This window comes from Malaciobacter sp. (assembly GCF_055140965.1).
Genome location: NZ_JBSRRO010000003.1, coordinates 16,637 through 42,475, shown reverse-complemented (window position 1 = coordinate 42,475; position 25,839 = coordinate 16,637). Strand labels below are relative to the sequence as shown.

23 protein-coding genes and 1 pseudogene are annotated in these 25,839 nt (G+C 27.8%); 7 read left to right on the top strand and 17 right to left on the bottom strand.

All coding sequences use genetic code 11. The annotated features are described in order from the left end of the window. The first annotated feature begins 33 nt into the window (after positions 1 to 33). The 5 genes from ACTCCZ_RS01665 (at position 34) to ACTCCZ_RS01645 (ending at position 5,059) form a co-directional block, all read left to right on the top strand. Complete coding sequence (locus ACTCCZ_RS01665; RefSeq protein WP_079577083.1) at positions 34 to 1,035, top strand: ABC transporter substrate-binding protein; 1,002 nt, start codon at positions 34 to 36, stop codon at positions 1,033 to 1,035. Then, on the top strand, positions 1,025 to 2,047 hold the full coding sequence (locus ACTCCZ_RS01660) for a FecCD family ABC transporter permease (RefSeq protein WP_079577084.1): 1,023 nt from the start codon (positions 1,025 to 1,027) through the stop codon (positions 2,045 to 2,047). The genes ACTCCZ_RS01665 and ACTCCZ_RS01660 overlap by 11 nt, the downstream gene beginning before the upstream one ends. Further along, entirely contained in the window at positions 2,041 to 2,847 is an 807-nt protein-coding gene (locus ACTCCZ_RS01655; protein ID WP_079577085.1) for an ABC transporter ATP-binding protein, read from the top strand. The genes ACTCCZ_RS01660 and ACTCCZ_RS01655 overlap by 7 nt, the downstream gene beginning before the upstream one ends. Next, complete coding sequence (locus tag ACTCCZ_RS01650; protein ID WP_079577086.1) at positions 2,837 to 3,586, top strand: Rossmann-like domain-containing protein; 750 nt, start codon at positions 2,837 to 2,839, stop codon at positions 3,584 to 3,586. The genes ACTCCZ_RS01655 and ACTCCZ_RS01650 overlap by 11 nt, the downstream gene beginning before the upstream one ends. A gap of 375 nt (positions 3,587 to 3,961) precedes the next feature. Beyond that, on the top strand, positions 3,962 to 5,059 hold the full coding sequence (locus ACTCCZ_RS01645) for a nitrous oxide reductase accessory protein NosL (protein ID WP_079577087.1): 1,098 nt from the start codon (positions 3,962 to 3,964) through the stop codon (positions 5,057 to 5,059). Between the two features lie 45 nt (positions 5,060 to 5,104). On the opposite strand, the gene ppnP is transcribed toward ACTCCZ_RS01645, so the two are convergent. Beyond that, positions 5,105 to 5,416, bottom strand: a complete 312-nt coding sequence (ppnP, locus tag ACTCCZ_RS01640) for a pyrimidine/purine nucleoside phosphorylase (protein ID WP_079577088.1) — start codon at positions 5,414 to 5,416, stop codon at positions 5,105 to 5,107. A 130-nt stretch (positions 5,417 to 5,546) separates the two neighbouring features. Between ppnP and recO the strand changes: the two genes are divergently transcribed. Together recO and ACTCCZ_RS01630 are read left to right on the top strand one after the other, a co-directional pair. Beyond that, entirely contained in the window at positions 5,547 to 6,164 is a 618-nt protein-coding gene (recO, locus tag ACTCCZ_RS01635; RefSeq protein ID WP_079577089.1) for a recombination protein RecO, read from the top strand. A gap of 42 nt (positions 6,165 to 6,206) precedes the next feature. Beyond that, entirely contained in the window at positions 6,207 to 8,600 is a 2,394-nt protein-coding gene (locus tag ACTCCZ_RS01630; RefSeq protein WP_079577090.1) for a hypothetical protein, read from the top strand. A gap of 21 nt (positions 8,601 to 8,621) precedes the next feature. On the opposite strand, the gene ACTCCZ_RS01625 is transcribed toward ACTCCZ_RS01630, so the two are convergent. The 16 genes and pseudogenes from ACTCCZ_RS01625 to ACTCCZ_RS01550 all read right to left on the bottom strand — a co-directional run bounded on the left by ACTCCZ_RS01625 (position 8,622) and on the right by ACTCCZ_RS01550 (position 25,828). Beyond that, positions 8,622 to 9,446 carry an HDOD domain-containing protein gene (locus tag ACTCCZ_RS01625; RefSeq protein ID WP_079577091.1) on the bottom strand — a complete coding sequence of 275 codons (825 nt, stop codon included), beginning with the start codon at positions 9,444 to 9,446 and terminating at the stop codon, positions 8,622 to 8,624. 62 nt (positions 9,447 to 9,508) lie between these two features. After that, on the bottom strand, positions 9,509 to 10,612 hold the full coding sequence (gene ychF, locus ACTCCZ_RS01620) for a redox-regulated ATPase YchF (RefSeq protein ID WP_079577092.1): 1,104 nt from the start codon (positions 10,610 to 10,612) through the stop codon (positions 9,509 to 9,511). Between the two features lie 153 nt (positions 10,613 to 10,765). Then, positions 10,766 to 12,473: pseudogene (pglF, locus tag ACTCCZ_RS01615) on the bottom strand (UDP-N-acetylglucosamine 4,6-dehydratase (configuration-retaining)). 267 nt (positions 12,474 to 12,740) lie between these two features. Next, a complete protein-coding gene (locus ACTCCZ_RS01610) occupies positions 12,741 to 13,703 on the bottom strand; it encodes an MraY family glycosyltransferase (RefSeq protein WP_079577094.1) in 963 nt (320 codons plus the stop codon). A 4-nt stretch (positions 13,704 to 13,707) separates the two neighbouring features. Beyond that, on the bottom strand, positions 13,708 to 14,811 hold the full coding sequence (locus ACTCCZ_RS01605) for an AAA family ATPase (RefSeq protein ID WP_079577095.1): 1,104 nt from the start codon (positions 14,809 to 14,811) through the stop codon (positions 13,708 to 13,710). 126 nt (positions 14,812 to 14,937) lie between these two features. Beyond that, on the bottom strand, positions 14,938 to 15,813 hold the full coding sequence (locus ACTCCZ_RS01600) for an NAD-dependent epimerase/dehydratase family protein (protein ID WP_079577096.1): 876 nt from the start codon (positions 15,811 to 15,813) through the stop codon (positions 14,938 to 14,940). Beyond that, entirely contained in the window at positions 15,810 to 16,919 is a 1,110-nt protein-coding gene (locus ACTCCZ_RS01595) for a glycosyltransferase family 4 protein (RefSeq protein ID WP_228145270.1), read from the bottom strand. Before ACTCCZ_RS01595 ends, ACTCCZ_RS01600 begins: the two co-directional genes overlap by 4 nt. Then, positions 16,907 to 17,710 (bottom strand): methyltransferase domain-containing protein, encoded by an 804-nt coding sequence (locus tag ACTCCZ_RS01590; protein WP_079577098.1) that lies wholly within the window; start codon positions 17,708 to 17,710, stop codon positions 16,907 to 16,909. Before ACTCCZ_RS01590 ends, ACTCCZ_RS01595 begins: the two co-directional genes overlap by 13 nt. Further along, positions 17,707 to 18,828: a glycosyltransferase gene (locus tag ACTCCZ_RS01585; RefSeq protein WP_159445703.1), complete on the bottom strand. Its 1,122-nt coding sequence runs from the start codon at positions 18,826 to 18,828 to the stop codon at positions 17,707 to 17,709. Before ACTCCZ_RS01585 ends, ACTCCZ_RS01590 begins: the two co-directional genes overlap by 4 nt. Continuing rightward, positions 18,821 to 19,942, bottom strand: a complete 1,122-nt coding sequence (locus tag ACTCCZ_RS01580) for a hypothetical protein (protein ID WP_079577100.1) — start codon at positions 19,940 to 19,942, stop codon at positions 18,821 to 18,823. The genes ACTCCZ_RS01585 and ACTCCZ_RS01580 overlap by 8 nt, the downstream gene beginning before the upstream one ends. 3 nt (positions 19,943 to 19,945) lie before the next feature. Beyond that, positions 19,946 to 21,520, bottom strand: a complete 1,575-nt coding sequence (locus ACTCCZ_RS01575; RefSeq protein WP_079577101.1) for a hypothetical protein — start codon at positions 21,518 to 21,520, stop codon at positions 19,946 to 19,948. Beyond that, positions 21,520 to 22,530: a glycosyltransferase gene (locus ACTCCZ_RS01570; RefSeq protein ID WP_079577102.1), complete on the bottom strand. Its 1,011-nt coding sequence runs from the start codon at positions 22,528 to 22,530 to the stop codon at positions 21,520 to 21,522. The genes ACTCCZ_RS01575 and ACTCCZ_RS01570 overlap by 1 nt, the downstream gene beginning before the upstream one ends. Then, entirely contained in the window at positions 22,523 to 23,488 is a 966-nt protein-coding gene (locus tag ACTCCZ_RS01565) for a hypothetical protein (RefSeq protein WP_079577103.1), read from the bottom strand. The genes ACTCCZ_RS01570 and ACTCCZ_RS01565 overlap by 8 nt, the downstream gene beginning before the upstream one ends. After that, positions 23,485 to 23,961, bottom strand: a complete 477-nt coding sequence (locus tag ACTCCZ_RS01560; RefSeq protein ID WP_159445704.1) for an acyltransferase — start codon at positions 23,959 to 23,961, stop codon at positions 23,485 to 23,487. Before ACTCCZ_RS01560 ends, ACTCCZ_RS01565 begins: the two co-directional genes overlap by 4 nt. Positions 23,962 to 23,963: 2 nt before the next feature. Beyond that, positions 23,964 to 24,806: an alpha-1,2-fucosyltransferase gene (locus ACTCCZ_RS01555; RefSeq protein ID WP_079577105.1), complete on the bottom strand. Its 843-nt coding sequence runs from the start codon at positions 24,804 to 24,806 to the stop codon at positions 23,964 to 23,966. Then, on the bottom strand, positions 24,803 to 25,828 hold the full coding sequence (locus ACTCCZ_RS01550) for a glycosyltransferase family 10 domain-containing protein (protein WP_079577106.1): 1,026 nt from the start codon (positions 25,826 to 25,828) through the stop codon (positions 24,803 to 24,805). The genes ACTCCZ_RS01555 and ACTCCZ_RS01550 overlap by 4 nt, the downstream gene beginning before the upstream one ends. Positions 25,829 to 25,839 lie beyond the last annotated feature (11 nt).

The window sequence follows — 25,839 nt, the reverse complement described above, 5'->3', positions numbered from 1 at the left end:
AAATTACACTCTTAAGAAATTTTGGAGACTATAATGAGATTACTTTTTCTTATAATACTTCTAGCACTTACACTTAATGCAAAGATTTTTGTTGATATGTATGATAGAGAAGTAGAAATTACAAATAATAATAAAATAGTGTGTTTAGGTCCTGGAACATTAAGACTTATAACTTATATGCAACTTGAAAAAAAACTTATAGGTATTGAAAAAAAAGAGTTAAGATTTAGTCCTAATTCAGCTTATAGTTTAGTACTTGATAAAAAGTTTATCAAATCACTTCCTATTGTAGGTCAAGGTGGACCTGGGAAAATGCCAAATTTAGAAACATTAATTAGTTTAAAACCTGATGTGATTTTTACATCTATACTTTCACCTAAACAAGTAGCTTTAATTCAAGAAAAAACTAAAACTCCAGTTATAGCACTAAGTTATGGCTCAAATTATGGTGGCAAAAACAATAAAGAAGACAAAATCGAAGCTGTAAAAAAATCTATGTTACTAATAGCACAAATCATGGACAAACAAAATAGAGCAGATGAACTAATCACTTTTATGAATAAGCAAAAAGAAGCTTTAAAAAAAATAACGATTGATGATAAAGCCATATATGTTGGTGGAGTTGCATATAAAGGACTTCATGGTATTACAAGTACAGAGAGTGATTATACTGCATTTAAACTTCTAAATATAAAAAATCCAATCTTACAAAATCACATTGGTCATGCATTTGTAAATAAAGAAACACTTTTAAGTTTCAATCCTGAAGTTATTTTCTTAGACTCAGTTAGTAAAAAAATAATTTTAGAAGAGATAGAAAAAGACAAAGCAATTTATAAGCATATTAAGGCTTTTAAAAACAGTAATATTTATTGGTTATATCCAAGTAATTTTTACAATACAAATATAGAAAATATTTATATAAACAGTTGGTTAATTGCTTCACATTTTGGAAAAGATATAGATATAAAAAAAGTAAAAGAAAGAGTTTATAAAAAATTTTTAGGAAAAGATATCAATACTAATGTACAGTAAACATTTATACTCAAAAAAAAGATTTTTTATTGCTATTTTATTACTATTTATAACAATAAGTTTAATATGGATTTCTTTAATAAGTGGAAACAATGGGATTGTTTTTTCAGATACTTTTAAACTTTTAGAAGCAAAGGGTAGTTTTTCTATAATAGTTTTTGAAATAAGAGCACCAAGAACTTTAGCAGCATTTGTAGTAGGAGCTTCCCTTGGATTGTCAGGAGCTATGATGCAAGCAGTACTAAAAAATCCTTTAGCTTCTCCTTTTACTTTAGGGATATCTCAAGCAAGTGCTTTTGGGGCAAGTTTTGCAATAATAGTCTTTCAATCATACTCAAGCACATCATCATATGAAGCAGGTTTTATAACTGCACTCTTTGCTTTTGCTTCAAGTATGATATGTACACTTTTAATAGTATCTTTAGGAAAAAGAGCAAATATGTCAGCTGAATCACTTATATTATTTGGGGTAGCTTTAGGTGCGTTTTTTTCTGCATTTACTATGTTACTTCAATATTTTGCAGATGATATTGACGCAGCAGCTACACTATTTTGGACTTTTGGTGATTTGTCTAAAGCTAGTATGAGTACTATTTTAGCAATTGGATTAGTTTTACTAATATGCCTATTTTCTTATTTTAAGATTTTTTGGAAGTTCGATGCTTTGATGTTAGGTGAAGATAGTGCAAAATCATTGGGAATAAATACTCAAAATCTTAGATTAGGCTCTATGATTGTAGCATCATTTTTAAGTGCTATTAGTGTTTGTTTTTTTGGAATTATAGGTTTTGTAGGACTTATTGCACCACATATCGTAAGACTTTTTATAGGAAGTTCACATAAATATGTTTTACCTTTATCAGCACTAAGTGGTGCAATTCTTCTTTTACTTGCAGATATTGTTTCAAGAACTATCTTACTTCCTATTACTATACCTGTGGGAATTATAACTTCAATGCTTGGAGCTCCACTATTTTTATACTTTTTATATAAAAGAAGTTCAAGATGCTAAAAATAACTAATTTACATGTTAAAGTAAAGAAAAAAACTCTACTTACAAATATAAATTTAGAGCTAAAACCAAAAGATTTAAATATCATCATTGGACCAAATGGTGCAGGTAAAAGTACTTTACTAAAATCACTTGTAAAAGTCATAGATATACACAAAGGAAACATTAGTTTAGATGAGATAGAGTTTACAACTGCTTCAATAAATAGTGTATCAAAATATATTGCTTATATGGCACAATTCAATCAAAACTCAAACCTTACTACTCTTGATGTATTAGAGATTTCAAGGAGAAAATATAGTGGTTTTTCTTTAAGTAAACATGATCATAAATTAATTGAAGATAGTATAAATGAGTTTGCCTTACAAAAGTTTTTAAATAGAAATATTGATACTTTAAGTGGAGGAGAAAGGCAAAAGATTTTTTTAGCAGCTGCAATTTTACAAGAGCCTAAAATCTTACTTTTAGATGAGCCAATATCTCACCTTGACCCTAAAAATCAAATAGAGATGCTTGAACTAATAAGAAACAAAACGAAAGAAAAAGAGTTTATTACAATAACTGTATTGCATGATTTGCAAAATGCATTACATTATGCTGATAAAATAATAATGCTTAAAAATAAAGAGATTTTATATTTTGAAAATAGTTTAAATATTACACAAAAGATGATTTCTAAACTTTTTGATACAACTTGTAAACTATTCTGGCAAGAGGGACATCCTTTTTTATTTTTAGGACACTCTCATCATAATAACACACATAATCATTCACATAAAAAGGAAACTAATGATACTTGATATATTAAAACAACAAGCACTTCAAAGTGCTAAAAAAAACTCTTTGACTTTAAAAAGTTTTAAAATTTGTGAGCCATTTACTTATGTTGAAGTTACAAATAAAACTAAAACTTCTATTGGAGTAGCTTTAAGTCCAAGTGATGAGGGAGATTTAAAAAATAACAACTTTAAAAGTATTGAAGATATTTTAGAAGATGATAGTTTTAATTTAGCCTCAAGAGCAATTATACTTGCAACAATAAATGCAATAGGACAATATGAATTACAAGAAAATCCACCTTTATTAAAAAAGAATCTAAGAGTTGAAAGCTGTGAGTTTTTACTTGAAAATAGTACCAAAGAAGATAAAATAGTTTTCATTGGAAACTTAAAACCTGTAATAAAAAAATTAAAAGAAAACTCAAGAGATGTAGCAGTTTTTTGTAGAAGAAAAAAAGAGTTAAATAATGAAGTTTATAATGATATCTTTGAGTATGAAGCTGTAAGTAAAGCAGATATTGTAGTAATAACAGGTGCGGCACTTATTGGTTCAACTTTTGATGCATTGCTAAAGTTCGCAACAAAAGCAAAAATTATTATGGTATCAGGATTTTCTGCTGGATTAAATCCAATTTGGTTAAAAAACAGTAAAGTAACCCATGTTGCTAGCTTATACTTAAAAGATTCTTCAAAAGAGAAAATAGAGAAAAACCCTTTTGAAGATATCTTTGAAAATAGCTGTTATTTACAAAAAATATAGTATAAGAATAGACTCGAATAAATTCGAGTTTTCAAGACTGGAAGCGCGAATTTATTCGTGCCTCTTTCAAGCCAATTCCACCCTACTCGAATAAATTCGAGTTTCCAACGGAAGCGCGAATTCATTCGTGCAAAATCTTACTTCACAAAAGACTCGAATAAATTCGAGTTTCCGAAAAGTTTCCAATGGACGCGCGAATTTATTCGTGCCTCTTTCAAGCCAATTCCACACTACTCGAATAAATTCGAGTTTCCAAAAAGTCTCCAACGGACGCGCGAATTCATTCGTGCCTCTTTTCAAGCATTCCACTTTTATTAATTTAACACATAATTAACTCTTTTAGTATAAAATCAACAAAAACTTTAGGAGAGTTACATGCTAAAAAGAATTTCTCTTTTTTTATTGCTTATTAGTATAAGTCTATTTGCAAGTCAAAATAAAATGTTTCAAACAGTAGATGAAAACCAAGCTACTTTAGTTAAAACTGATACTAGCAAACATTTTTGTAATGTATGTGGAATGGATCTTGTGAAATTTTATAAAACATCACATGCAGTTGAGTTTAAAAATGGTCACAAAGAGCAGTACTGTTCACTTCACTGTTTTGCAAATATTAATAAAAAGTTTGGAAAGCTTATAAAAAAAGTTCAAGTAGTTAATACTAAAACTTTAGAGTTAATAGATGCAAAAAAAGCTTTTTATGTAGTAGGAAGTTCTGTAAAAGGAACTATGAGTATGACAAGCAAATATGCATTTTTGAGTAAAAAAGATGCTTTAGAGTTTCAAAAAGAGCATGGTGGAGAAATAAAGACTTTTGATGAAGCTTTGAAGATTGCCACTGCTGATTTGACAAATGACAATAAAAAAATAGATAAAAAAAGAGCAAAGGTAGCTAAAAAAGGTAAAAAGATATATGAAGCATTGTGTGATAGTAAAGCACAACTTCCAGATTTTAACTCAATAGGTGAAGCTAAAAAATATCTAATTGATAACAAAATTTGTAAAAATATAAAGCCAAATATGCTTCAAGCTGCTGCTATTTACAAATATGACCCCTCACTTGCTACAAACCAAAATAAAAAACTAAGTGTTCCAAAAGATGCGAAGTGTCCAGTTTGTGGAATGTATGTTGCAAAATATCCAAAATGGGCTGCAAAAATAGAAGTAGATAAAACTCACACCCACTATTTTGATGGAACAAAAGATATGTTTAAATTCTATTTTAATCCAAAAAAATACGCCCATACTCACACAAAAGAACAGATGAAAAATATCACTGTTACTGATTATTATACTCTTGAAGCTATTGATGGTAAAAGTGCTTTTTATGTAGTAGGTTCAAATGTATATGGTCCAATGGGAGAAGAGTTGATTCCTTTTAAAGATAAAAAATCAGCAAATGCTTTTAAAAATAGTCACTATGGTAAAAAAATATTGAAATTTGAAGAGGTAAAAGAGAGTATGTTATACTAAAAAAGCCATTTTACAATGCGATTATATCGCATTGTTTAATGACAACTATTTAATAAATGAACAACAATAATCAACTAAACTTTTTACTCTTAATTTAAATTTTGAGTTTGCAGGTATTTCAAAACTTCCAGGAGCTTTTACTTCCATCCAATCCTCAGCTGGTAGCATAACTTCTAATTCACCAGTTTGAATATCCATAATCTCTTTATTTACAGTATTTAATTCATACTCCCCAGGTAGCATAATTCCTAAAGTTTTCCTTGTACCATCTTTGAACTCAATAGATCTACTTGTTATATTTCCATCAAAAAATACATTTGCAGCTTTTGCTATATTTACATTTTCGAATTCTGCCATTAATTTATCCTTTCTTGTTTTATATATATGATACCATAAATTTATTTGAAGCATATATCTATTTTAGTTTTGTTATAATTTTTTTAATAAAAAAGTATTACAAATAAACACAAAAAAAGAGTTTTTATATATGCAAGGATACATTTTAGACGTAAAACCTGTAAAAGATGATGATCTAATAGTTACAATACTTACGCCTACAAAAGTTTATACAACATATAGATTTTATGGAGCAAGACACTCAAATATAAATGTAGGATATAAAATAGATTTTGAGATTGAACATAATCTAAGAAGTGATATTGGAAGATTAAGAGATGTTATGCAGTTAAATTATGAGTGGATATTAGATGCAAAAAAGATGTATGCATGGCAAAGATTTATAAAACTGTTTTATTATCATTTTAAAGATATAGAAGAGTTAGATGAATTTTACTTTGATTTACTAAATGCCTTATCACACTTGATGATAAAACAAAATGAAAAAAGAGCCATCATACAAGCATACTTAAAACTCTTAGAACACGAGGGAAGACTTCATGTGGATTACACATGTTTTTTATGTGATATAGAAATTGAAGGTGAAATTTCACTTGTGAGAAGTTTTGTACCTGCTCACCCACAATGTACCTTTGCAAGAAAGTTTAAACTTAGCAAAATAAAAGAGATGTTTGAGCAAAATTCGCTTATAAATTTCAGTGATGATGAAATAAAATATCTTTGGCATATTTTACTTCAAGGATTGTAAGTTAAAAGATTATATAATATTGTAAATTTGCAGGAGAATTAGATGCTAGATGAACAAAATAATGCAACATCATATTTAGATTTGGAAGATGAGGATATTGCTGTTACAAATATTTTGGAAAAATATAAACTTTCAAATCAACATGATAGCTCATTTTTATTTGATATTGATGATGATTACAAGCAACTTATGCAATACATAGCCAAATTATATATCAAAAATGAAACTCTTCCTGCTGAGATAAGCCATGAATTAAATAACAATATAAATTTTAGAAAATTTTTGATTAAAGCAATCAAACAGAAACTACAAAATATCTTTTTTGATAAAAGAACAGTTGTTTTTAAAGAGATAGTTATAATAATAAACTTATTATCTTTTGGTAAAGATTATAAAATATTTGAAAACTATATTTCATATAATACAGATAATCTCTCAGAACTTTTTAGAGATTATGAAGCAAAACTTGAAGAAAACAAAGACAACAAGGAACATTTTGAAGTTCTTTTTTCTCACTATACTTTACTAATTGAGACAGTAAATGTACTTTGCAAAGTAAACTCAACTGATGTACAAAGAAAAAAAAGTATAAACGCAATACTTGAAATACTAACAGAAACAATAAATATCTTAAAGTTTAAAATAGATTTAAATGAAGATAAAATAAATATTTTAAATAATATATTGGGAAAACTTCTATTTTATTATGCGCATATTCCTTATATTAATATAAAAAACAAAAGTGTAAAAGAGCTTGTAGATGAATTCTTTTTCAACTTTGAAAAATCAAATGATGGGTATGAACTTTCAAAAAGTACACATTTTGGTAACTCAAATGAATTAAATGAGTACAAAATATATCTAAATACAATAACAACCCTACTTTCAAATATGATATATAAACTTGAAACAGAGTATGATTATAATGAATATAAAGATCTTATCAATTTTAAAAATATCTTAGATTTGTATGAAGAGACTATCATTCATACATATGTTCCAAAATTTAAAACAATAAGTGAGTTTAAAAATCACCTTATAAATAACTATATTTTCATATATAGCAGTAATTGTGAGGATGATATATTTTTAATAATTGATGATTTTTTTAAAAATAAAAATTTTGATAACTCTACAATTCAAATCATATATGCAATCACACTATATTCAACACAAATAAAAAATGATATCTTAATAGATATAATCAAAAAATTTCTTGCAATGGAGAAGTTTGACAATGACTATTTAGAGTTTTATAAAATAAATATTTGTGATGTTATCATACATAGATTTATTAGACAAAATAGCTTCATAATTGATGATGAATTAGCTAGAATCATAGTTGATTATGTAAATAAAAATAGCGTTGCTTCACACCTAATAAGCGTATATACAAAAATATTTTTATCACTTAGCTTGTACTATTCATATAGTTATGAAACAAAAGTCATAGAACTATCAAAAAACTACTTTGCAATATATAAAAATATAAATGGAAACACTTTACTTGAAAATGAGTATAAAATTATAAATGATAAAATATTTATCAATTATGGAAAAAGACTTATAAAAGAGCTTGATTTAGATTATGAGTATATAGAAGATGAAAAGTATCATGAACTTGGTAGAAAAAGTGTACTTAAGCATATAAATCAAAATAAAATCAATAAAACATACTATATGAATCAAAAGCTATCTGATGTGATAACAAATATCTTAAATGAAAAAAATCTTGATGATGAGAAAGTAAACAAATACATAGAAGAGTTTATCTCAAAAGAAGTATTTTATGGACTAGCTTTTGCAGTTGTAGATGGACTTTGTCAAAAAGATTGTACGATACTTGACTTGGGATATGAAACAGTAAAAATACCTTTATTTTCAAACTTTGAATTAAAAATAATTTACTCAACAGTATATAAAGAAGTATTTCAACACCTATTTATAAATACAAAAGATTATATGAAAAAAAATGTATCAAATATAATCATAAGTTACCAAAAAACAATTCCAATGTTTTTTGATAAAATCACAGGTCTTAGAAATGTAAATAGACTTCAAAAAGATTTAAATGATATCAAAAACGAATTTATTTTTATAGAGTTTTATATAAATAATATAGATGAATATAATGAAAAACTAAGTTATGCAAAAACAGATATCATACTAAAAAATTACGCCAAAGAGCTTGAAACTTTTTTAAATATTTACAGACTATCAGGACCAAAATTTGGAGCAATATTACCACTAAATTCAAATATGGATAGTTATATACAAAAGATTAAAAAAACAAAAATTATTTACCAAGAAAATCAAATAAATTTTGATTTGACATTTGCAGTATCATGGGGAAATAGTAAGAATATACTAGAAAAATCAGCACACTGCATCACTTTGGCAAGAAAAACAGAAGAAAAATATTATGAGTTTAAATAACTAAGGCTTTTATAGCCTTAATTATACTTGTTCGTCTAAAAGTCTGTCTTCTAGTTTTTCAATAGCGTTTTCAAGTGATTTTACATCAAGCTTGTAAGCTTTTGCTTTTTGTATAGCTTTGTCTACATTATCATCGCTTAAAGGAGCTGTTACTTCACAAGCTGTTTTTACAACATCAAGGATTTGTGCTCTTTGTTTATAAGCTTCATCAACTTTGCTTATATCATCTACAAACTCTATTGAATCAATCAAAGTATCACTTAGTTTCCAGTGCCTGAAAATTCTAGCAGTAATCTCAGAAGTGCTTAATCCTAAAATCTCTTTTTCTGCTTGTGCTGTTGACTTACCTTGTCTTAATAAATCTTTGAATTCATTTGTTTTACCCTCAAGCTCTAAAATATCAGCAATAATAAACTTTCCTGCTTCTTGAAGTAAAGAGGGTAAGATAAGCTCTTCTTTTAAGTCAAAAGAGACTTTTGATAACCAAAGATTAGTCAATGTAGTTGCCATATTTGAAACTCTCATAAAATCATCACTATTAATTCCATAAGCAGACAAATTGGCCTTAAGTAAGTTTTGTACAGTACCGCCAATTGCAATAGAAATTGTGAAGTTAATCCCAAGTAAATTAATAGCCCTACTTGGAGTTTCAACCTTGCTTCTAAATCCAAACATCGCTGAATTTGAAACCTTTAATAATGTGGAAATTATCAAGGCATCTTTTTCAATTATCTTTAGTAATTCAAAAGCTTCTTTATCTCTTTTTTGTCTATACTCTTCAATCTCTGCAATTGTTTTAGGAAGAGGAGGTAATGACTCAATTTTTTCTAAAATATTTTCTGGCACTTAAAACTCCTAACTTAAGTTTAAATTAGCTAGATTATAACTAATCTTTCATCTACATAAAATTAAACGTTGAACCTAAAGTGCATAACATCACCATCTTGAACAACATAATCTTTACCTTCAAGTCTTAGTTTACCTGCTTCTTTACATTTAGCTTCTCCACCAAGACTAACAAAATCTTCATAAGAAATAACTTCAGCTTTGATAAAACCTTTTTCAAAATCATTGTGAATAACAGCAGCTGCTTGTGGTGCTTTTGTATTTTTCTTGATAGTCCATGCTCTAACCTCAACTTTACCAGCAGTAAAGTATGACTGAAGTCCAAGTTTATCAAATGCTGTGTGAATGATTTGCTCCAAACCTGATTCTTTTACGCCTAAATCAGTTAAAAACTCTCTTGCTTCATCATCTTCTAAACCAACAAGTTCTTCTTCTATTTTTGCACAAAGCATAATAACATCTGCATTTACTTCTTGTGCATGAGCTTTTAATTCATCAACGTATTTATTTCCATCATCAGCTAGTGAATCCTCATCAACATTTGCACCATAAATCACATCTTTATTTGATAAAAATCTAAGCTCTTTGTCAAGTGCAATAAAAAGTTCATTTTCACTATCTTCAAAAGTTTTTACAGGCTCTAACTCAGCTAAGTGATCAAGTAAAGCTTGTGCAACTACAAGTTGAGCTGCTGCATCTTTTGAACCTTTTGACTGTTTTTTAAGTCTATCAATTTTCTTTTCAACTTGAGTAATATCTGCATAAATTAATTCTGTTTCAATAATCTCAATATCTCTTAAAGGATTTACATCACCCTCAACATGAGTAATATTACCATCATCAAAACATCTAACCATATGTAAGATTACTTCAACTTCTCTAATATTTGATAAAAACTGATTACCAAGACCCTCACCCTTACTAGCACCTCTAACAAGCCCAGCAATATCAACAAAATCAATAGTTGAATGTTGAATTTTATCTGGAATAACAATCTTTGCTAATTCATCTAATCTCTTATCTGGTACTGGAACAATCGCTTTATTTGGCTCAATAGTACAAAAAGGATAGTTTTGCGCCTCTGCATTTTGTGCCTTTGTCAAAGCATTAAATGTTGTACTTTTACCTACATTTGGAAGTCCTACGATACCTACACCTAAACCCATTAGTTTCCTTTGTTTTATATAAATATAGCCAATTTTATCCAAAAATCACTTTTTCAAGCCTGAAATACCAGCAAAAGCCACAAATTTTAATCACTCCCACCATACTCGAATAAATTCAAGTCTCCACGGAAGCGCGAATTCATTCGTGCCATATTACTTATTATGTTCAAACTCTGGAACTATCTCTTTTAACTTCTTGATTTTATCTTCACAAACTAGAAGTTCTTGTATATCGTTGTTTAGTTTGTCTATATCATATTTTGTAGAGCTTGCTACCATGATTGAGTCATAGTCTGTTTTTTTATCACTATCATTTATAAGTAGTTCTTCATAAAGTTTCTCACCTGGTCTTAATCCACAAAACTCTATTTTTATATCTTCTTGCCCACTTAACTCACACATCTTTTTAGCTAAATCTACTATTTTTACAGGTTCTCCCATATCAAGTATAAATATCTCTCCACCCTTTCCAATACTTGCAGCTTGAAGTACAAGCTCACAAGCTTCAGGAATAAGCATAAAATATCTTGTAATATCTGGATGTGTTACAGTAATAGGTCCTCCTGCTTCAATTTGTGATTTAAACTTCGGTATTACACTTCCACTACTTCCAAACTATCTCTGTGTTTTCTTTTGTATTTGCATTTTGCGCATACAATTCACATATTCGTTTTGTTGTACCCATGACATTTGTAGGTCTTACTGCTTTATCTGTTGAGATTAATACAAACTTTTCAGCTTCATATTTTATAGATAAATCTATACAGTTTTTTGTTCCAAGTATGTTGTTTGAAATACCCTCGAGTATATTATCTTCTACTAAAGGCACATGTTTATATGCAGCTGCATGTATTACGATTTGAGGTTTATATTTCTTAAATGTTTTTTCTATAAAATCATAATTTCTTACATTTTGCATCACTGGTATAATCTCAGAGCCATTTAACTCTTCTGTTATTTTATAAAGATTAAATTCACTATGATCAAGTAAAATAAGCTGTTTTGCTTTAAACTTTTTACACTGCCTGCTTATCTCACTTCCTATACTACCTCCAGCTCCAGTAATTAGTACAACTTTACCTTTTATAAAGTTTTCTATTTTCTCTTTATCTAAATCTTGAGGATGCCTTGCAAGCAAATCTTCTACAGATATATTTTTAAGTTGTTTTGAGAAGTTTTTTTCAGCTAAAATATCTTCTAGTGCAGGAAGAATTCTTATTTGTTTAAAATAGTATCCAACCTCATCATATATTTGTTTAATTCTTTTTTTAGAAACACTAGGCATTGCAATAACTAAAAGATCTAATTTAGTATCACCTAATCTTTCTTTTAGCTTTTCTTGAGATAAAATATGAATAGCATCGATTGATCTTTTTTGTAAAATCTTATCATCATCTACAAAATACTTTACTTTATATTTACTCTCTCTAAACTCTTCTTCTAGCTTCATCCCAGCTTTTCCAGCACCATAAATAACCAATTCTTTTGTTTTGGCAACCTTACTTCTATTTATCAAATAATGATAAGAATACATAGAAAAGTTTATAGCAAACAAATAAAAAGCAAGCTCAGAAGCCATAAAAGCAAATCTAAGCTCTCCATAATAAAAAGGCATGTAGATACAAAAAGCCACAATATAAACAATACTTTTCATAATAAAAGTTTTTTGAGTAGCCTTTGACCAACTCAAACTAAAATCTTTGAAAATCAAAAGAGAAGCCAGCATTCTTATAGCTATCACTCCTAAAACAAATCTTATCTCAAACTCCATATGAAATATAAAAAAAGTCCACCAAAAAGTAATAATCGTAAGAGCAATTATCACTACAAAATTAAGTATTCGTTTATCAAGTCTTAGCATCTATCTTTATCCTAATATTTATTTTCTTCGGAAGCGCGAATTCATTCGTGCAAAACCACCTCACAAAAGACTCGAATAAATTCGAGTTTCCGAAAAGGCAAAATTCATCCACCACATTCGGAAGCGCGAATTCATTCGTGCAAAATCCATCTCACAAAAGACTCGAATAAATTCGAGTTTCCAAAAAGAAGCGCGAATTTATTCGTGCAAAATCCCACCTCACAAAAGACTCGAATAAATTCGAGTTTCAAAAAAGGTAAACCTTATCTAATCAAAGCTTTTCTTTTTATCCACAAATTTCATAACAAAAGCCATCAAAACCATCGCCACGAAAAATGCCACAAATACATTTGCTATAAAGTATAAAATAGCAAATAAAACTATATTTATACCTATAGAGTAGTTTGTCACTTTAAAATGACTCCAACCACTTTGATTTAATCTTTGGTATGCATGTTTTTTATGAGCTTGTGATAATCTCTCACCATTTTTCTTTCTTCGAATCAATGTTAAGGTTGCATCAAACCAAAAAAGAGCAAACAATATAATCCAAATCCAAAAGTTTGCACTTTCTTGATTGGCATAATATATAGTAAAAATAGCAATATTATAACCTAGAAGTGTACTTCCTACATCACCCATAAAAATTTTAGCTTTATTAAAATTCCAAAATAAAAATCCCAAAACAGCTGCACCCAAAACTAAAAAATGACTTCCCCCAAACAACACAAAAGCTGCAAGTGCCAAAAACAAAGCCTCACTTCCAGCATAGCCATTTATACCATCTAGGAAATTATACAAATTTATAAACCAAATTATCATAAAAAATGCAAAAATATTTGTAAAAAGAGAATTTTGGATATCAAAAACACCAAAAGTCAAACTCTCAAAACCACCTAAAAAATACAAGCCACCAATAGCTACTAAAGATTGTGCTATAAGCCTTAACTTTGCACTTAATTCATAGATATCATCAAAAAAACTAACCACACTAATAACAACACCAAAAAGCAAAGCATAAAAAAGACTTGATTGGATTTCACCTATCATGTAAACATAAATCAAACCTAAAAACCAAGTCAAAGCCAAAGCTATTCCACCACCATGTGGAGTAGGTACAGTGTGGCTACTTCTTTCATTTACAGTAGCTACAAGTGATTTTTTCATAGCATACTCTTTTATAAAGTATGTAAATAAAAAAGATATTAAAAATAAAACTATATAAATCATACTATTACATCCTACTTAAATAAAGTTCAAAAAGTGGGTCTTGCAAATAAAAACTACTTTTTTTAGTATCTATCACATCTTTTGCCACCAAGCCCTCAATAGCTTTTTTGAGTGATGAACTTGTGAAGTTATACTCTACCATCTTTTCTTTTTGATAGATATTTTCACCACCAAAATGTATCAAAAATTTCAAAGCTTTTTTTTGTTGTTGACTTAAATGATTCCATTCATTTAAAAACAGATCTTCTTCTTTTTCAAGTATAGAATCTATTGCCTCTTCAACTACCTCACTCACTACCACTTTTTGAGTCATATTGAAAAGTTCACTTGCAATTTGTTGTGTATAATAAGGAAAACCTTTAGATACTTCTAATATCATTTTAATATGATTATCTTCTATTTTTTTATTGTTTGTTTCAAAACCATTTTTGATATATTCTTGCCAATTATTAAAGCCTATTTTATCTATGGGAATATGTTTTACAGATTTGTAAAATGGCTTACTTCTATCAAAAAAAAGATTAGTCATAATAGATTTTTTGCTACCTAAGAAAATATATGAGACCATATCTTCGTGGTGTTGTAAAACTGCTCTTAACTTATCTTCGATTCCTAAATTTACCACTTCTTGAAATTCATCGAATATTACTACAACTTTTTTATTGTGATATTTTGCATAAAGATATGGAAGTTCAAGTACCTCTTTTAGTACTGTTGCATTTTCTTTATGTAAAAAATTCAGTTTAAAAGATGGATTACCACTTATATCAAAATCCACTGTAATATTTGGCTTGACTTTTAAAATCTTTTTAAAAAATTCTACAACTTTGTCTGCTGTAGTATCCAAACTTTTTGAAATAGCATTAAAGTATTCATTGATAAATTCATACTCATCAACTATACTCATAAAGTCTAGAAATATATACTTATACTTTGTTTGCTTTAATGTATGCAAAACCAAAGATGTTTTACCAAATCTTCTAGGAGCATAAAGTAAAAGATTTAATCCTGTATCTATATCAGTTGTAAGCTCTTTTATCTCACTCGTTCTGTTACAGAAATGTTGATTATCAACTGTACCACCATAGTGAAAAGGTTTTTTTATCATTTATACACCTTTTATAATTATACTTTAGAGTATTATACTTTAAAGTATATAAAATCTCAAATTCTTTCAAGACAATTTTTCGGAACCTCGAATTTATTCAAGCCTTCTTTCTCCGGAACCTCGAATTCATTCGAGACTATTCTCACCTTTTATCATAAACCCAATCCCCTCTTCCACACTATAAGGATTTGATAAATCCAATCTCTCTTTTGTGATACTATTATCCACTTCCAAGCTTCTATAAAGTCTTTTATGAAATGATGGTTTCACTAGCTTCAATAAACTTTCAAAAAAAGGAACTTTTATCAAATAAACTTTTTTATTTAAACTCTTAGCTATCAACTCACAAAGTCTTGAAGTACTCAAAGGCTCATCATCACTAGCTAAAAAGACACTTGGAAGTGCGACTTCAGTCGCACCTATAACCACATCTACCAAATGACAAAGATTTCCTATATACACCATACTTCGTTTATTTTCTATTTTCCCAAATGGTAAAATAGAAATCTTATCAACTAAATTCACAAGAGATTTAATATTTGCTTTTACACCATATCCATAAACTATAGGAGTTCGTATGATACTTACTTTAAAACTCTCATCTTCAAGTTTTAAAAGCTTTTCTTCAGCTTTTAGTTTACTCTTTCCATACTCATCTTCAGCCTTACACTCACTACTTTCAGTATAAACATTAATTGTTTCTTCCCCATAAACTTTAACCGTACTCATAAAGACAAAGTGCTTTACACCACTCTTCTTTGCTTTTTTTGCTAATTCTAAAGTCTGAGTTACATTTACTCTTTCATACTCACTAGCACTTGCTCCAGCCATTTGATGAACCAAAGCTGAAAGATGAAAAACTACATCTACATCACTACAATCTAAACTATTTATATCATCTTTTAAAAAACTAAAAGTTTTTATGTCATATTTATTTTTATATTTGTTTATAAAATATTTACCTACAAAACCATTTGAGCCAGTGATTAATAGTTTTTTCATTTTAATATACTCTCAATAGCTTTTAAATATTTCTCTATTACTATCTTTTCATCGAACTCTTTTACTATTTTTTCTCGTCCAGCTTTTCCCATAGAACTTCGTTCACTATCAGTCAAATTTAACATTTTTTCCATTTTTAAAGCTAAATCAGCAGAATCTTTTATATTACAAAGAAATCCATTAATACAATCATCTACAACATCCTTACAGCCAACATTATCTGTAGTAATTATAGGTTTTGCCATACTTGCACTTTCAAGAAGTATTCTTGGCGTTCCTTCTCTATAAAATGATGGTAAAACTATACAATCTGCTTGTGCAATTTCAACCCTTACATCATCACTACTACCTAAATAATTTACAAAACCATTTTTTACCCATATATCCATTTGCTCTTTTGATATTGCAGTTGGACTTTTTACATCAAGATGACCCAAAAGTTGAAATTCAACATTTTTATATTTTTGTTTTATAATTTTAGCAGCATCCACAAATTCTTGTATTCCTTTTGCCCAAAGCATTCTTGAGACTAATAAAAATCTAAAAATTCCATCATCTTTTTTTTCTACTGGCAAAAATTTCTCTACATCCACACCACTACCAGGGAGTACATCACATTTTTCTTTTTGAACTAGATTTTCATCTACAAACATTTTAAAATCATCATGATTTTGAAAAAATATTTTTGTAGCTCTTTTCTGTGAAAATTTATAAAGCCATTTTGCAATACTAGTTATAAAATTTTGTTTGATAAAAAGTGTACCTAATCCTGCTATATTATTTATAATAGGGATATTCAGCATACTTGCAGCTATCGTTCCATAAATATTTGGCTTGATAGTATATTGTAATACTATATCTGGTTTTAATTCTTTGTATCTTTTATAATACATATATATAGTCTTTAAATCTTCTATAGGATTTGTTCCTTTTGAATTTATATTAATATCTATGTATCTAAAATGCTCTTTTATATTCTCACTATATTTATCATAAGGAGAAATAAAAATCACTTCATATCCTTGCTTTTGAAAAGCAAAGCCTAGATTTGCTCTCATATTCCACGCATACCATGAGTTGTTGACTACTATTGCTATTTTTTGCATAATTTAAACTCAGCAACTGCAACTTTGTAGTCATCAAGATTTTCAATTTTTAAGTAACTTTTTGCTTTTTTTAACTCTTCTTCACTAAATTGTTCAAATATAGTTGTACTGCATTCAAGATTGCAAGTATCAAATAATTTTAGATAATCTTTCAATAACTTTCTATTTGGCTGACCAATATTGCCACCCATCATATTCCAAAACTTCTCACCAAAAGTATGAAAATAAAGCTCCCCATGTATTTTAAATCTATTATGACATCTTAAATCAACTTTATGATACATTTGTCCATCTATTTTCAAAACTTTTTCCAATACACTAAATAATAATTCTAAAGTGTCAACATGCTCAAGAACAGCATTTGAAACCACATAGTCAATACTTAAATTTTCTATTTTCAACAACTCTTTATTAATTCCAGAAATATATTCGAGTTTCTCTAAATATGGTTCTAAATTATATTTTTCAATGATTTTATTATCATTTTCATGTAAGCAATTGAACCTATCGTAACAGTATGCTTTTTGAAGGTTGTACTCTTTTATCATATAAAGCATTGTTGCTCTTGTATATCCTGTTCCTATTTCAAGTACAACTTTGTTTTCTAAATTTCCATCATAATTTTCAGCAAAAAGCTTTGCTACATTTGCACCATGAGAATACATCTCATCTATAGTTTTTCCGAATTCCCCACTTCCTGATGAATTTAATATTTGGTTATTTTGCAATATATAAGCTAATATCTCAAGATATTTATTTTTTCTCAATATTTTTTTTAAAGCCTGTTTCATACTTTTTCTCCTAAGATTTTTTTATATTCTTTTATTATACTAGCACTATCAAATAGTTTTATTTTTTCTTTTGCATTCAAAATCAATTTATTAGATAATTCATCATCATTAAGAATCAAATTTATTTTTTCCACCATACTATCAACATCTCCAATATCAACTAAGTAGCCATCAGCTTCATCATCTATAATTTCTTCAGGACCTCCGCACTTTGTACTTACAACAGGTACTCCACATGCCATAGCTTCGACCAAAACATTACCAAAGCTTTCAGTCTGAGATGTGCAAGCTAAAATATTGGAGTGATATATATACTTATACGGATTGTCTACCCAACCTAAAAAATGTATTCTTTTATAAATATCTAATTTTTTTGACAAATCAATCAAATTATTTTTTTCTTCACCATCTCCAATAAATATCAACTCTACATTGCTATCTAAGCCTGACAAAACATAAATCAAATCATGATTTCTTTTTAATGGTATCAGTCTACCAACTGAAACTATATATTTTTTAGCTTTATCAAATTTAAAATCATTAATTTTTTCTTTTGATAAGTTTTGAATTTCATTCAGATCAAACATATTATAAATAACTTTTTTTTCATTTTTGAATCCAAACAACTCTTGCATATCTTTTTGAACTACACTTGAAACAGAGATTATCCTATCTGCATAAGGATAAAGTTTTTTTATAAGAAACAAATTTATCTTACCACTCATACCTTCATTTTTGTATCTGCTAATCACACTATGATTAACTATTTGAACATTATGTCTGCTTCTAAAAAAGAATTTTGCTAGTAGATTTACATAACTTGCTCTAAAAAGATGACTTTGAACAGTCTCTATCTGATGCTTTTTCATATAGTTAAAAAGTCTAAAAGCTAAAACTGGAAGAAAAAGTAATTTTTTAATGCCACTAACACTTTTGTCCCATTCAGTTAAGTAAGTTACTTTTATATTTTTATCCACACTATAAATATCATCTTTCTCTAAACAAATTAACTCAACATACCATCCATCATTATGAAACTGTTCAAGTAGTGTCTTTACAAGCTTTTCAGCTCCACCACCAGCCAAAGAATTAATTATAAAAGCTATCTTTTTAGACATACTCATCCTTTTTGTAATGGTATGTATAAATATATATAAATAAAGGAAGCCAAACTATCCTAGAGTTTATAATAGGATTAAAAATCAAAGTTATAAAATCTAAAAAAATAAAAAATAGTATGAATCTAAAATACCTATATTTAATATTTCTAGAAATAAAATAAAATGTAATTAAAAATAGTAATATAAAACTAATCAAGCCAAAATTTACTATATATGACAAGATGCCATTATGCACACTTAAACTAGTATCAAGATTTAGTATAGAGTGATACCCTGGAAATAAAATAGTTGATGGAATACTACTAAACGCATTTCTCATCATTTCTAATCTTATTGTATTGCTAGTCGTAGTGGTAGAAAAATCTTGAAGTATGGAGTTCATTACTTCATAAACAACACTAAAGTATCCACTAAAATACAATACCAAAAACATTAAAATCAAACCTATGAGCATTAGTTTAGTTTTTTTGACAATTAAATAAACGCTCAACTGAACCCATACAGTTTTTGATAAAGTCAAAACAAAAGGAATGACACCAATTAGCTCTACTAATGTTTTAAACCTAGAATTTATAAATACCGTTATTAAAAATAGCATTAAGATCAAATAGTGTCCCATCTCATTAGGACCAAACTCACCCAGAGCAAAACGAAAGGGGTAATCTCGAAAATATAATTGCCCTACAAGCTCAAAGTATTTAAGTAAAAAAAGTAATGAATTAATAATCAATGCAAATAATAAACTTTTTAGAAAAAAGTCGTACTGCTTAGTTTTATAAACACTTTCTAAAAACAATGGTAAAACAGTTATTAAAAATATATATTGACTAAAAAATTGTAATGAACCTGATGTGTCACTTGTAAAATTTATCAAAATAATAGGTGGTAAAAAAATCACAAATAATATTTTGATAAAATCAAAGGTAAATTTAGATATTGAAATTCCTTTTTGTAAAAAAAACACTGATATTATATAAAGTATCAGCAAAACATCAAAGTAGAAAAGTTTATCAAAATAATCAAATCTAAAGCCAGTAATGAAAGAAAAAATAAGTAATAAGAGTAATGATTTTAAATATATGCTTTTGATCTGAAATAAATCTTTTTTCACTCCCTACCTCCTAGTCTGTCGTCTAAGTGCAACAACAAAATGGTAAATAATAAAACTCAAGATAAGTTTATGTAAAAACCATAGATAAAACACACTAACTTCAAATGATTCTTTGTAGTCTTTATAACTTTGAATATGCGAAAATTGAAGTACTTCGACAATACTTGCACTATAAAGCACATAAGCAACCAAACCAAGCAAAAAGAATATATGTTGAGCTAGATAATAACTTCCGCTTTGCTTTATCTCATAAACCAATCTTCCTAAGATCCAAGATATAATAGAAACTATCAAAAAAATTGAAAATTCTAAAATACTGCATTTACTACTGCTGATTTTTTGTAAACTAAAAAATAGGAAATTAGCAATAAATATCCACACAAAAGGCAAAAACCAACTTTGACTAAAGTTTGATATTTTTTCATTGAGAAAGAAAACAAACTTTTCTTGCCAAAAATTAAGCTCTTTTTCCTTTAGTTCCTTTTTATACTCTTTCATCTCCATCGTAAAAAAATTATTTGCTTCTATGTAGTTGTGGTTTTCATCATATACGGACTTTAATTCTCTAAAAAAATCTCTACTTGCTGTCATTCTTGAAATATCACCCCACTTTAAAGAGCTTAGTTTGCTATCTACAAATGATGTCTTAGCTATTTTTTTAGTAGCGTTAGATATATCAAAATCATTAAAGTAAGTATTATGAAATTCTACTTTTCGTAAAACAAACTCTTCATTAACTTTTATATGATTAAATTGTATATATTTTGATTCTTGTGATACTTTATTTAGTATTAATCTATTGCAATCTATTACTTCAAATAGTATTCTAGAATTTTCTAAAAAATCAATGTTATTAAAGAAAATATTTTTGATTTTTGATTTTTCTATTTTTAGCTTACTAAATTTTGTGACTTCATTAAACTCAAGTTTTTTACAATTTAACTCATGAATATGCAAATCTTCAAACTCACAAGAAGATATTCTTAAGCTTACATTTGCATCCTCTATACGCCATATCTCAAATTGTTTATTAGATGATGTTATGCTATTAAAATTTATCAAAATATCATTATTATCAAGAGCTTTTAGATCCATTATCTCAGCACCACTTGATAGACTAATATTTTGAAAAACAGGATTTTCTTGAAATGTAACATGAAGAAAAGAAAGATACTCAAGCTCTAAATCATATACACTAAATCTTTTTAAAACAATACAATCTAAAAGTAATAACTTTTTCAATACATGTTCATCATCTCGCTCTTTAAGATAAAAATCATCTACAAATGTACATTTTTTAAAGTCTAATGTTTTTAAAGTCCTAATATCTGGTAAATCATTTGTATCTACTAAATTTGTGTGATAAAAAGGAATGACAATATCTGATTTTAAAGTCATGGATGAAAATTCATCGATAAATTCATTCCAAAATTCTTCAATCTTTTCATTGACCTTATCATACTTTTCATTTGATCGCGTAATCCATCCATTTTCAATATTTTTTTCACAATGAAAAATACAATTATCATTTTCATAAGTATCAAATTTACATGATGGATGAATGCATTTTTTTGACATTATTTTAATTTACCTTTTATGATGTCAAAACTAGCCTTCCAAAACAGCCCATAAAAAGCAGCACCTAAAAAACTAATATCTTTTTTCTTGATCTTATAATAAACAACTATTAAAAACTTTTTTGCCAAAAACTGCTCTAAATAGGTTTCATCAAATACTTTTGTTTTTTTATTTGCTTCTATTAACTTATCTAAATAATTACTCAAAAATCTCAAATCTATATCTGCTTTTACTATCCGCTCATTTAACCCTATAATAAAGTGTAGTCTATTTTCTTCTTCTGTATTTTTAATAGCTAGCTGATCTATGTATTTTTTAAATACATCACTAAGCAATTTATATCGCAACTCACTTCTCTTTGTATCTGTTATAGTGGTAATGCTATTTTCACTTACTCTATATTTTAAAAGTATTTTTGAGATATTTGCCATTGTTGTTACTTCTGATATTTTACTCCACAATTCATAGTCCTGAGCATTTGTGTAATGTATATTATATTCTAAACCATATTTATTTAATATTTCTTTTTTTATCATCACTGAAGGATGAGCAAAGCATACAGAGAAAAGTAATCTCACTTTCATCTCACTATGATTTTCTGGATTTTTATATATTTTAGAATTTATTTCCTTTTCACTAAAAACTTCTATTGCTGTTCCGCATATACCAATTTCAGCATTTTCCTCCATAAACCGAACCTGTTCCTCAAACCTACTAGTCAAACTTATATCATCAGCATCCATTCTAGCTATGTATTTACCCTGTGCCTTTTCAATTCCTTCATTTAAAGAATATGGCAACCCTTTATTTTCACGACTTATCAAAACTATTCGTTCATCTTTTTTCATATTCTCTTCTATAATACTAAGACTACTATCAGTTGAGCCATCATTTATTATAATAAATTCAAAGTTTGTATATGTTTGATTTAAAATACTTTCAATTGCCTCGTGCAAATACTTTTCACTATTATAAACTGACATTACAACTGACACTAGAGGATTACTCAATTTCAACTCCTTGTATTTTTTCAAAATGGCATTTTAAATTTTTATTTTGGCTACCTTCATTGATATATTTTTCAAATTCATTTTGAATATACTCCAACTTGGTTTTCTTTATTTGTACTCCTGAGTCTGCATTAAAACCTTTTTCATTTGGTGGCATTCCCATATTCAAATTTTTTAGTAAATAGATAGCATAAAATATTTGCCAATAGTAGTTAAATCTTCCAGTATGGATATATTCATTTGTCCAAGTATAAATACTCTGCAAAGTAGTAAGAAAATCTTTTTTTACAAAAGTGATACACTCTTTTATATCTTTTCTTGTCAAAAATTCAAAAAAAACTTTCGTGGGAATTATCGATAATCTAAACTCATCACTATTCTCATCATAAACAAACTCCAATCCAAAAGAGTGGTAGATTTTGGTTTCTATAAGTTGGCGTATCTCAAAAACTGTAAGCGGAACCAATTCTCTAGGACTAAATCCACTACCGTGATAAAGCAAAGCATTAAGTTTGATGTGTGTACCCATACTGTGATTATGCATTGTTATACCTGCTGGTGCTTCGTAAGAGTTACTATTGATAAGGTATTCATACCTTTGTTTAAAGTCAATATACATCAGTAAAACATCTCTAGCTATGTCTAGTGGATGGTCAATATCTTTGTTTTCATCAGATAAGCACTTAATATGAGTAGCAAGACTTTCTAAGTAATGCACAACTAAAGAGATATTTTGATGATAGTACACATCCCAGCTAGACTTTTTAGCTCTTAACTTATCTATAACTTTAAACTGAAAAGATTTGAAAACATTATTTGGGTCTATTTTATCTATTTCTTTTATTTTTTTAATTTCAAATTCATCAGATTTCAATCCATCAATTGAAGATAATAAACTTTCATAACTGTTCTCACTTATAAATGATAGTATGTTAGAGTTGATTGCTAGTATATTCAATCTAATTTCCTTAAAATTTTGGCTGGATTTCCAACAACTATACAATTTGATTCAATATTTTTTGTTACTGTAGTACCCGCTCCGACTAAAACATTATCTCCAATCTTTACACCTGCCAATATAATTGCACCTGCACCAATTTGAACATTATTACCTATAACTATCTTTTTATTAATATGCTCTTTTTTATGTTTTAAAGTATTTGGATCTAACGATGTTGATACAACAATCGAATTTGCAGAAATAGCCACATCATTGCCTATTTCTATTTCACCTAATCCATTTAAATAACATCCATCATTCAAAGAAACATTATTACCAATTTTTATATTTTGAGGATTCTTGATATTGCAATTTCCCCAAATTTTAAAGTTGTTCCCACACCTTTTAAAAAGATATGAATAATATAATGCTTTTATATCCAATACTTTATAACTAAGTCTATGAAGTAAAAATAATATTTTTCTTATCACTTTTATACCTCAATCCAACTATTTGGTATCCATTTATAACTCTTTGGATTAATAGCCATCCATTGTTTAGGTGCAATTATAATTTTATTTATATTTTCATTAAGCCACCCACCCCACCAGCTAAAGGAACTATTTGCAACTATATTATGTTTACAGCTTTTCATAAGTATCAAGTCATCTATCTCTGTTTTTGTATCCTTCACAAAAACCTTATTTTGTATAAAATCAAAATTTTCTTCGCACCAAGCTAAATCATTTGAAAAAATATAAAATATAGGATTTTCTATCTCTCTAGTTATATATTCATAAGACTTTTTATAATATTCTAAATCAAGCACACCAATTTCTGGATGTTTTAAATAATCGCCTCTTCTCACATGTAAACTAATACTTTGAGTATTTTGAATATTTTTTAAATACTCTTTTGCAATTTCGCTTATATCTTCTTTAGGAGTTAATTCCTTGAGTAAGATATCTCTAATATCTATAAAATACTTTTCATTTTGCCAGTACCCATCCAAATAAATATTTTTATAATTAAAGACATTTTTATCAAAAATTGTTCTTTCTTTTTCTTTATAATATGTAGGTTTATTATAAAGTCCAAGTTTTTTGAGTACTTTAAAAATTTTATTGTCGTTGCCTCTTAAATTTAATATTTCATCGTAATTTGCTATATTTTCAGTTATATTGAAAATATTTAATCTATAATCAAAAAGTTTATATGTTTCATAAGCGGTGATATCTAGCTTAAAAATATCACTATTTTTTACAGCTATTGATTTAGCTATCGCATATTGAAACATTTGATTGCCAAGCCCACCTGTAATTTTTGAAATAATCATTTTTTACCACCAAATACACTATCAACTATAGCTTTTGCAAATCCTTCACTTTTAAACTGCCAAGATTTATCACTATTAAGATAATTTTCAATACTCTCTAAATATTTCATATATTCATCATCGCTCATATTTTTTATAAAATCATAAAGCTCTTTATAGCTTCCAAAATCTCTAAAATCTATAAAACACTCTTTTGGCACATAGTCTAAAATATTATTAGCTCCCCAGTATATAGGTACACACCCCGCAAAAAAGCTATCAAATATCTTTTCTGTTATATACCCTGGTATATCTTTTGCATTTTCATAGCAAATAGAGAACTTATACTTCTCCATAGTCTCTTTTTTGTTATCTACCATACCCTTATATGATGGATAAGTTTCTCCTGTAAGCTTTGCAAAAAGTTGTGGTAAATATGGTACACGATTAAAAGCTCTTATGATTTTTGGTCCACTAAATCTATACTTATCCCATCCCACACCATAAAGATCAAAATCTTCTATATGATTTTTTTCAAACCACCTTATAGCTTCCACTCTTTTTGAATAGAGGTCATTTTCTTTAGTATGTGGAGCTGACTTATTTGCAGATATTAGTGTGCAAAGCTTTACTTTTTTTGAGATGTCTTTGTTTATGTTTCTTGGAAATTTATGAGCATAGTTTAGTTTTATATATTTACCACCATCCACATACTCATCATACCAAGTAAAGACTTTATTAAAATATTTATGTTTTTCAATGTCATAGTTATCTGGTCGTATAAAATGACTCTCAGATAGTATGATATATGATTTTTCTATATCTTCTTTTTTAGGAAGAATAGGTGGCATATTTGCAGCATAGATTACTATTTCAGAATCTTCTATTTTATTTATATCATCAGTTGACAAATCATAATCATGCTTTTTAAACTCTTCTTTGAGTTTTACAAATCTATCAAAGATATCATCACGATGAGCCTTTTCATTAAAGATACTATTGTTTTGAAGATATTTTGATACTACGAGTGTTGCTTTTTTCATATAATTTTTCC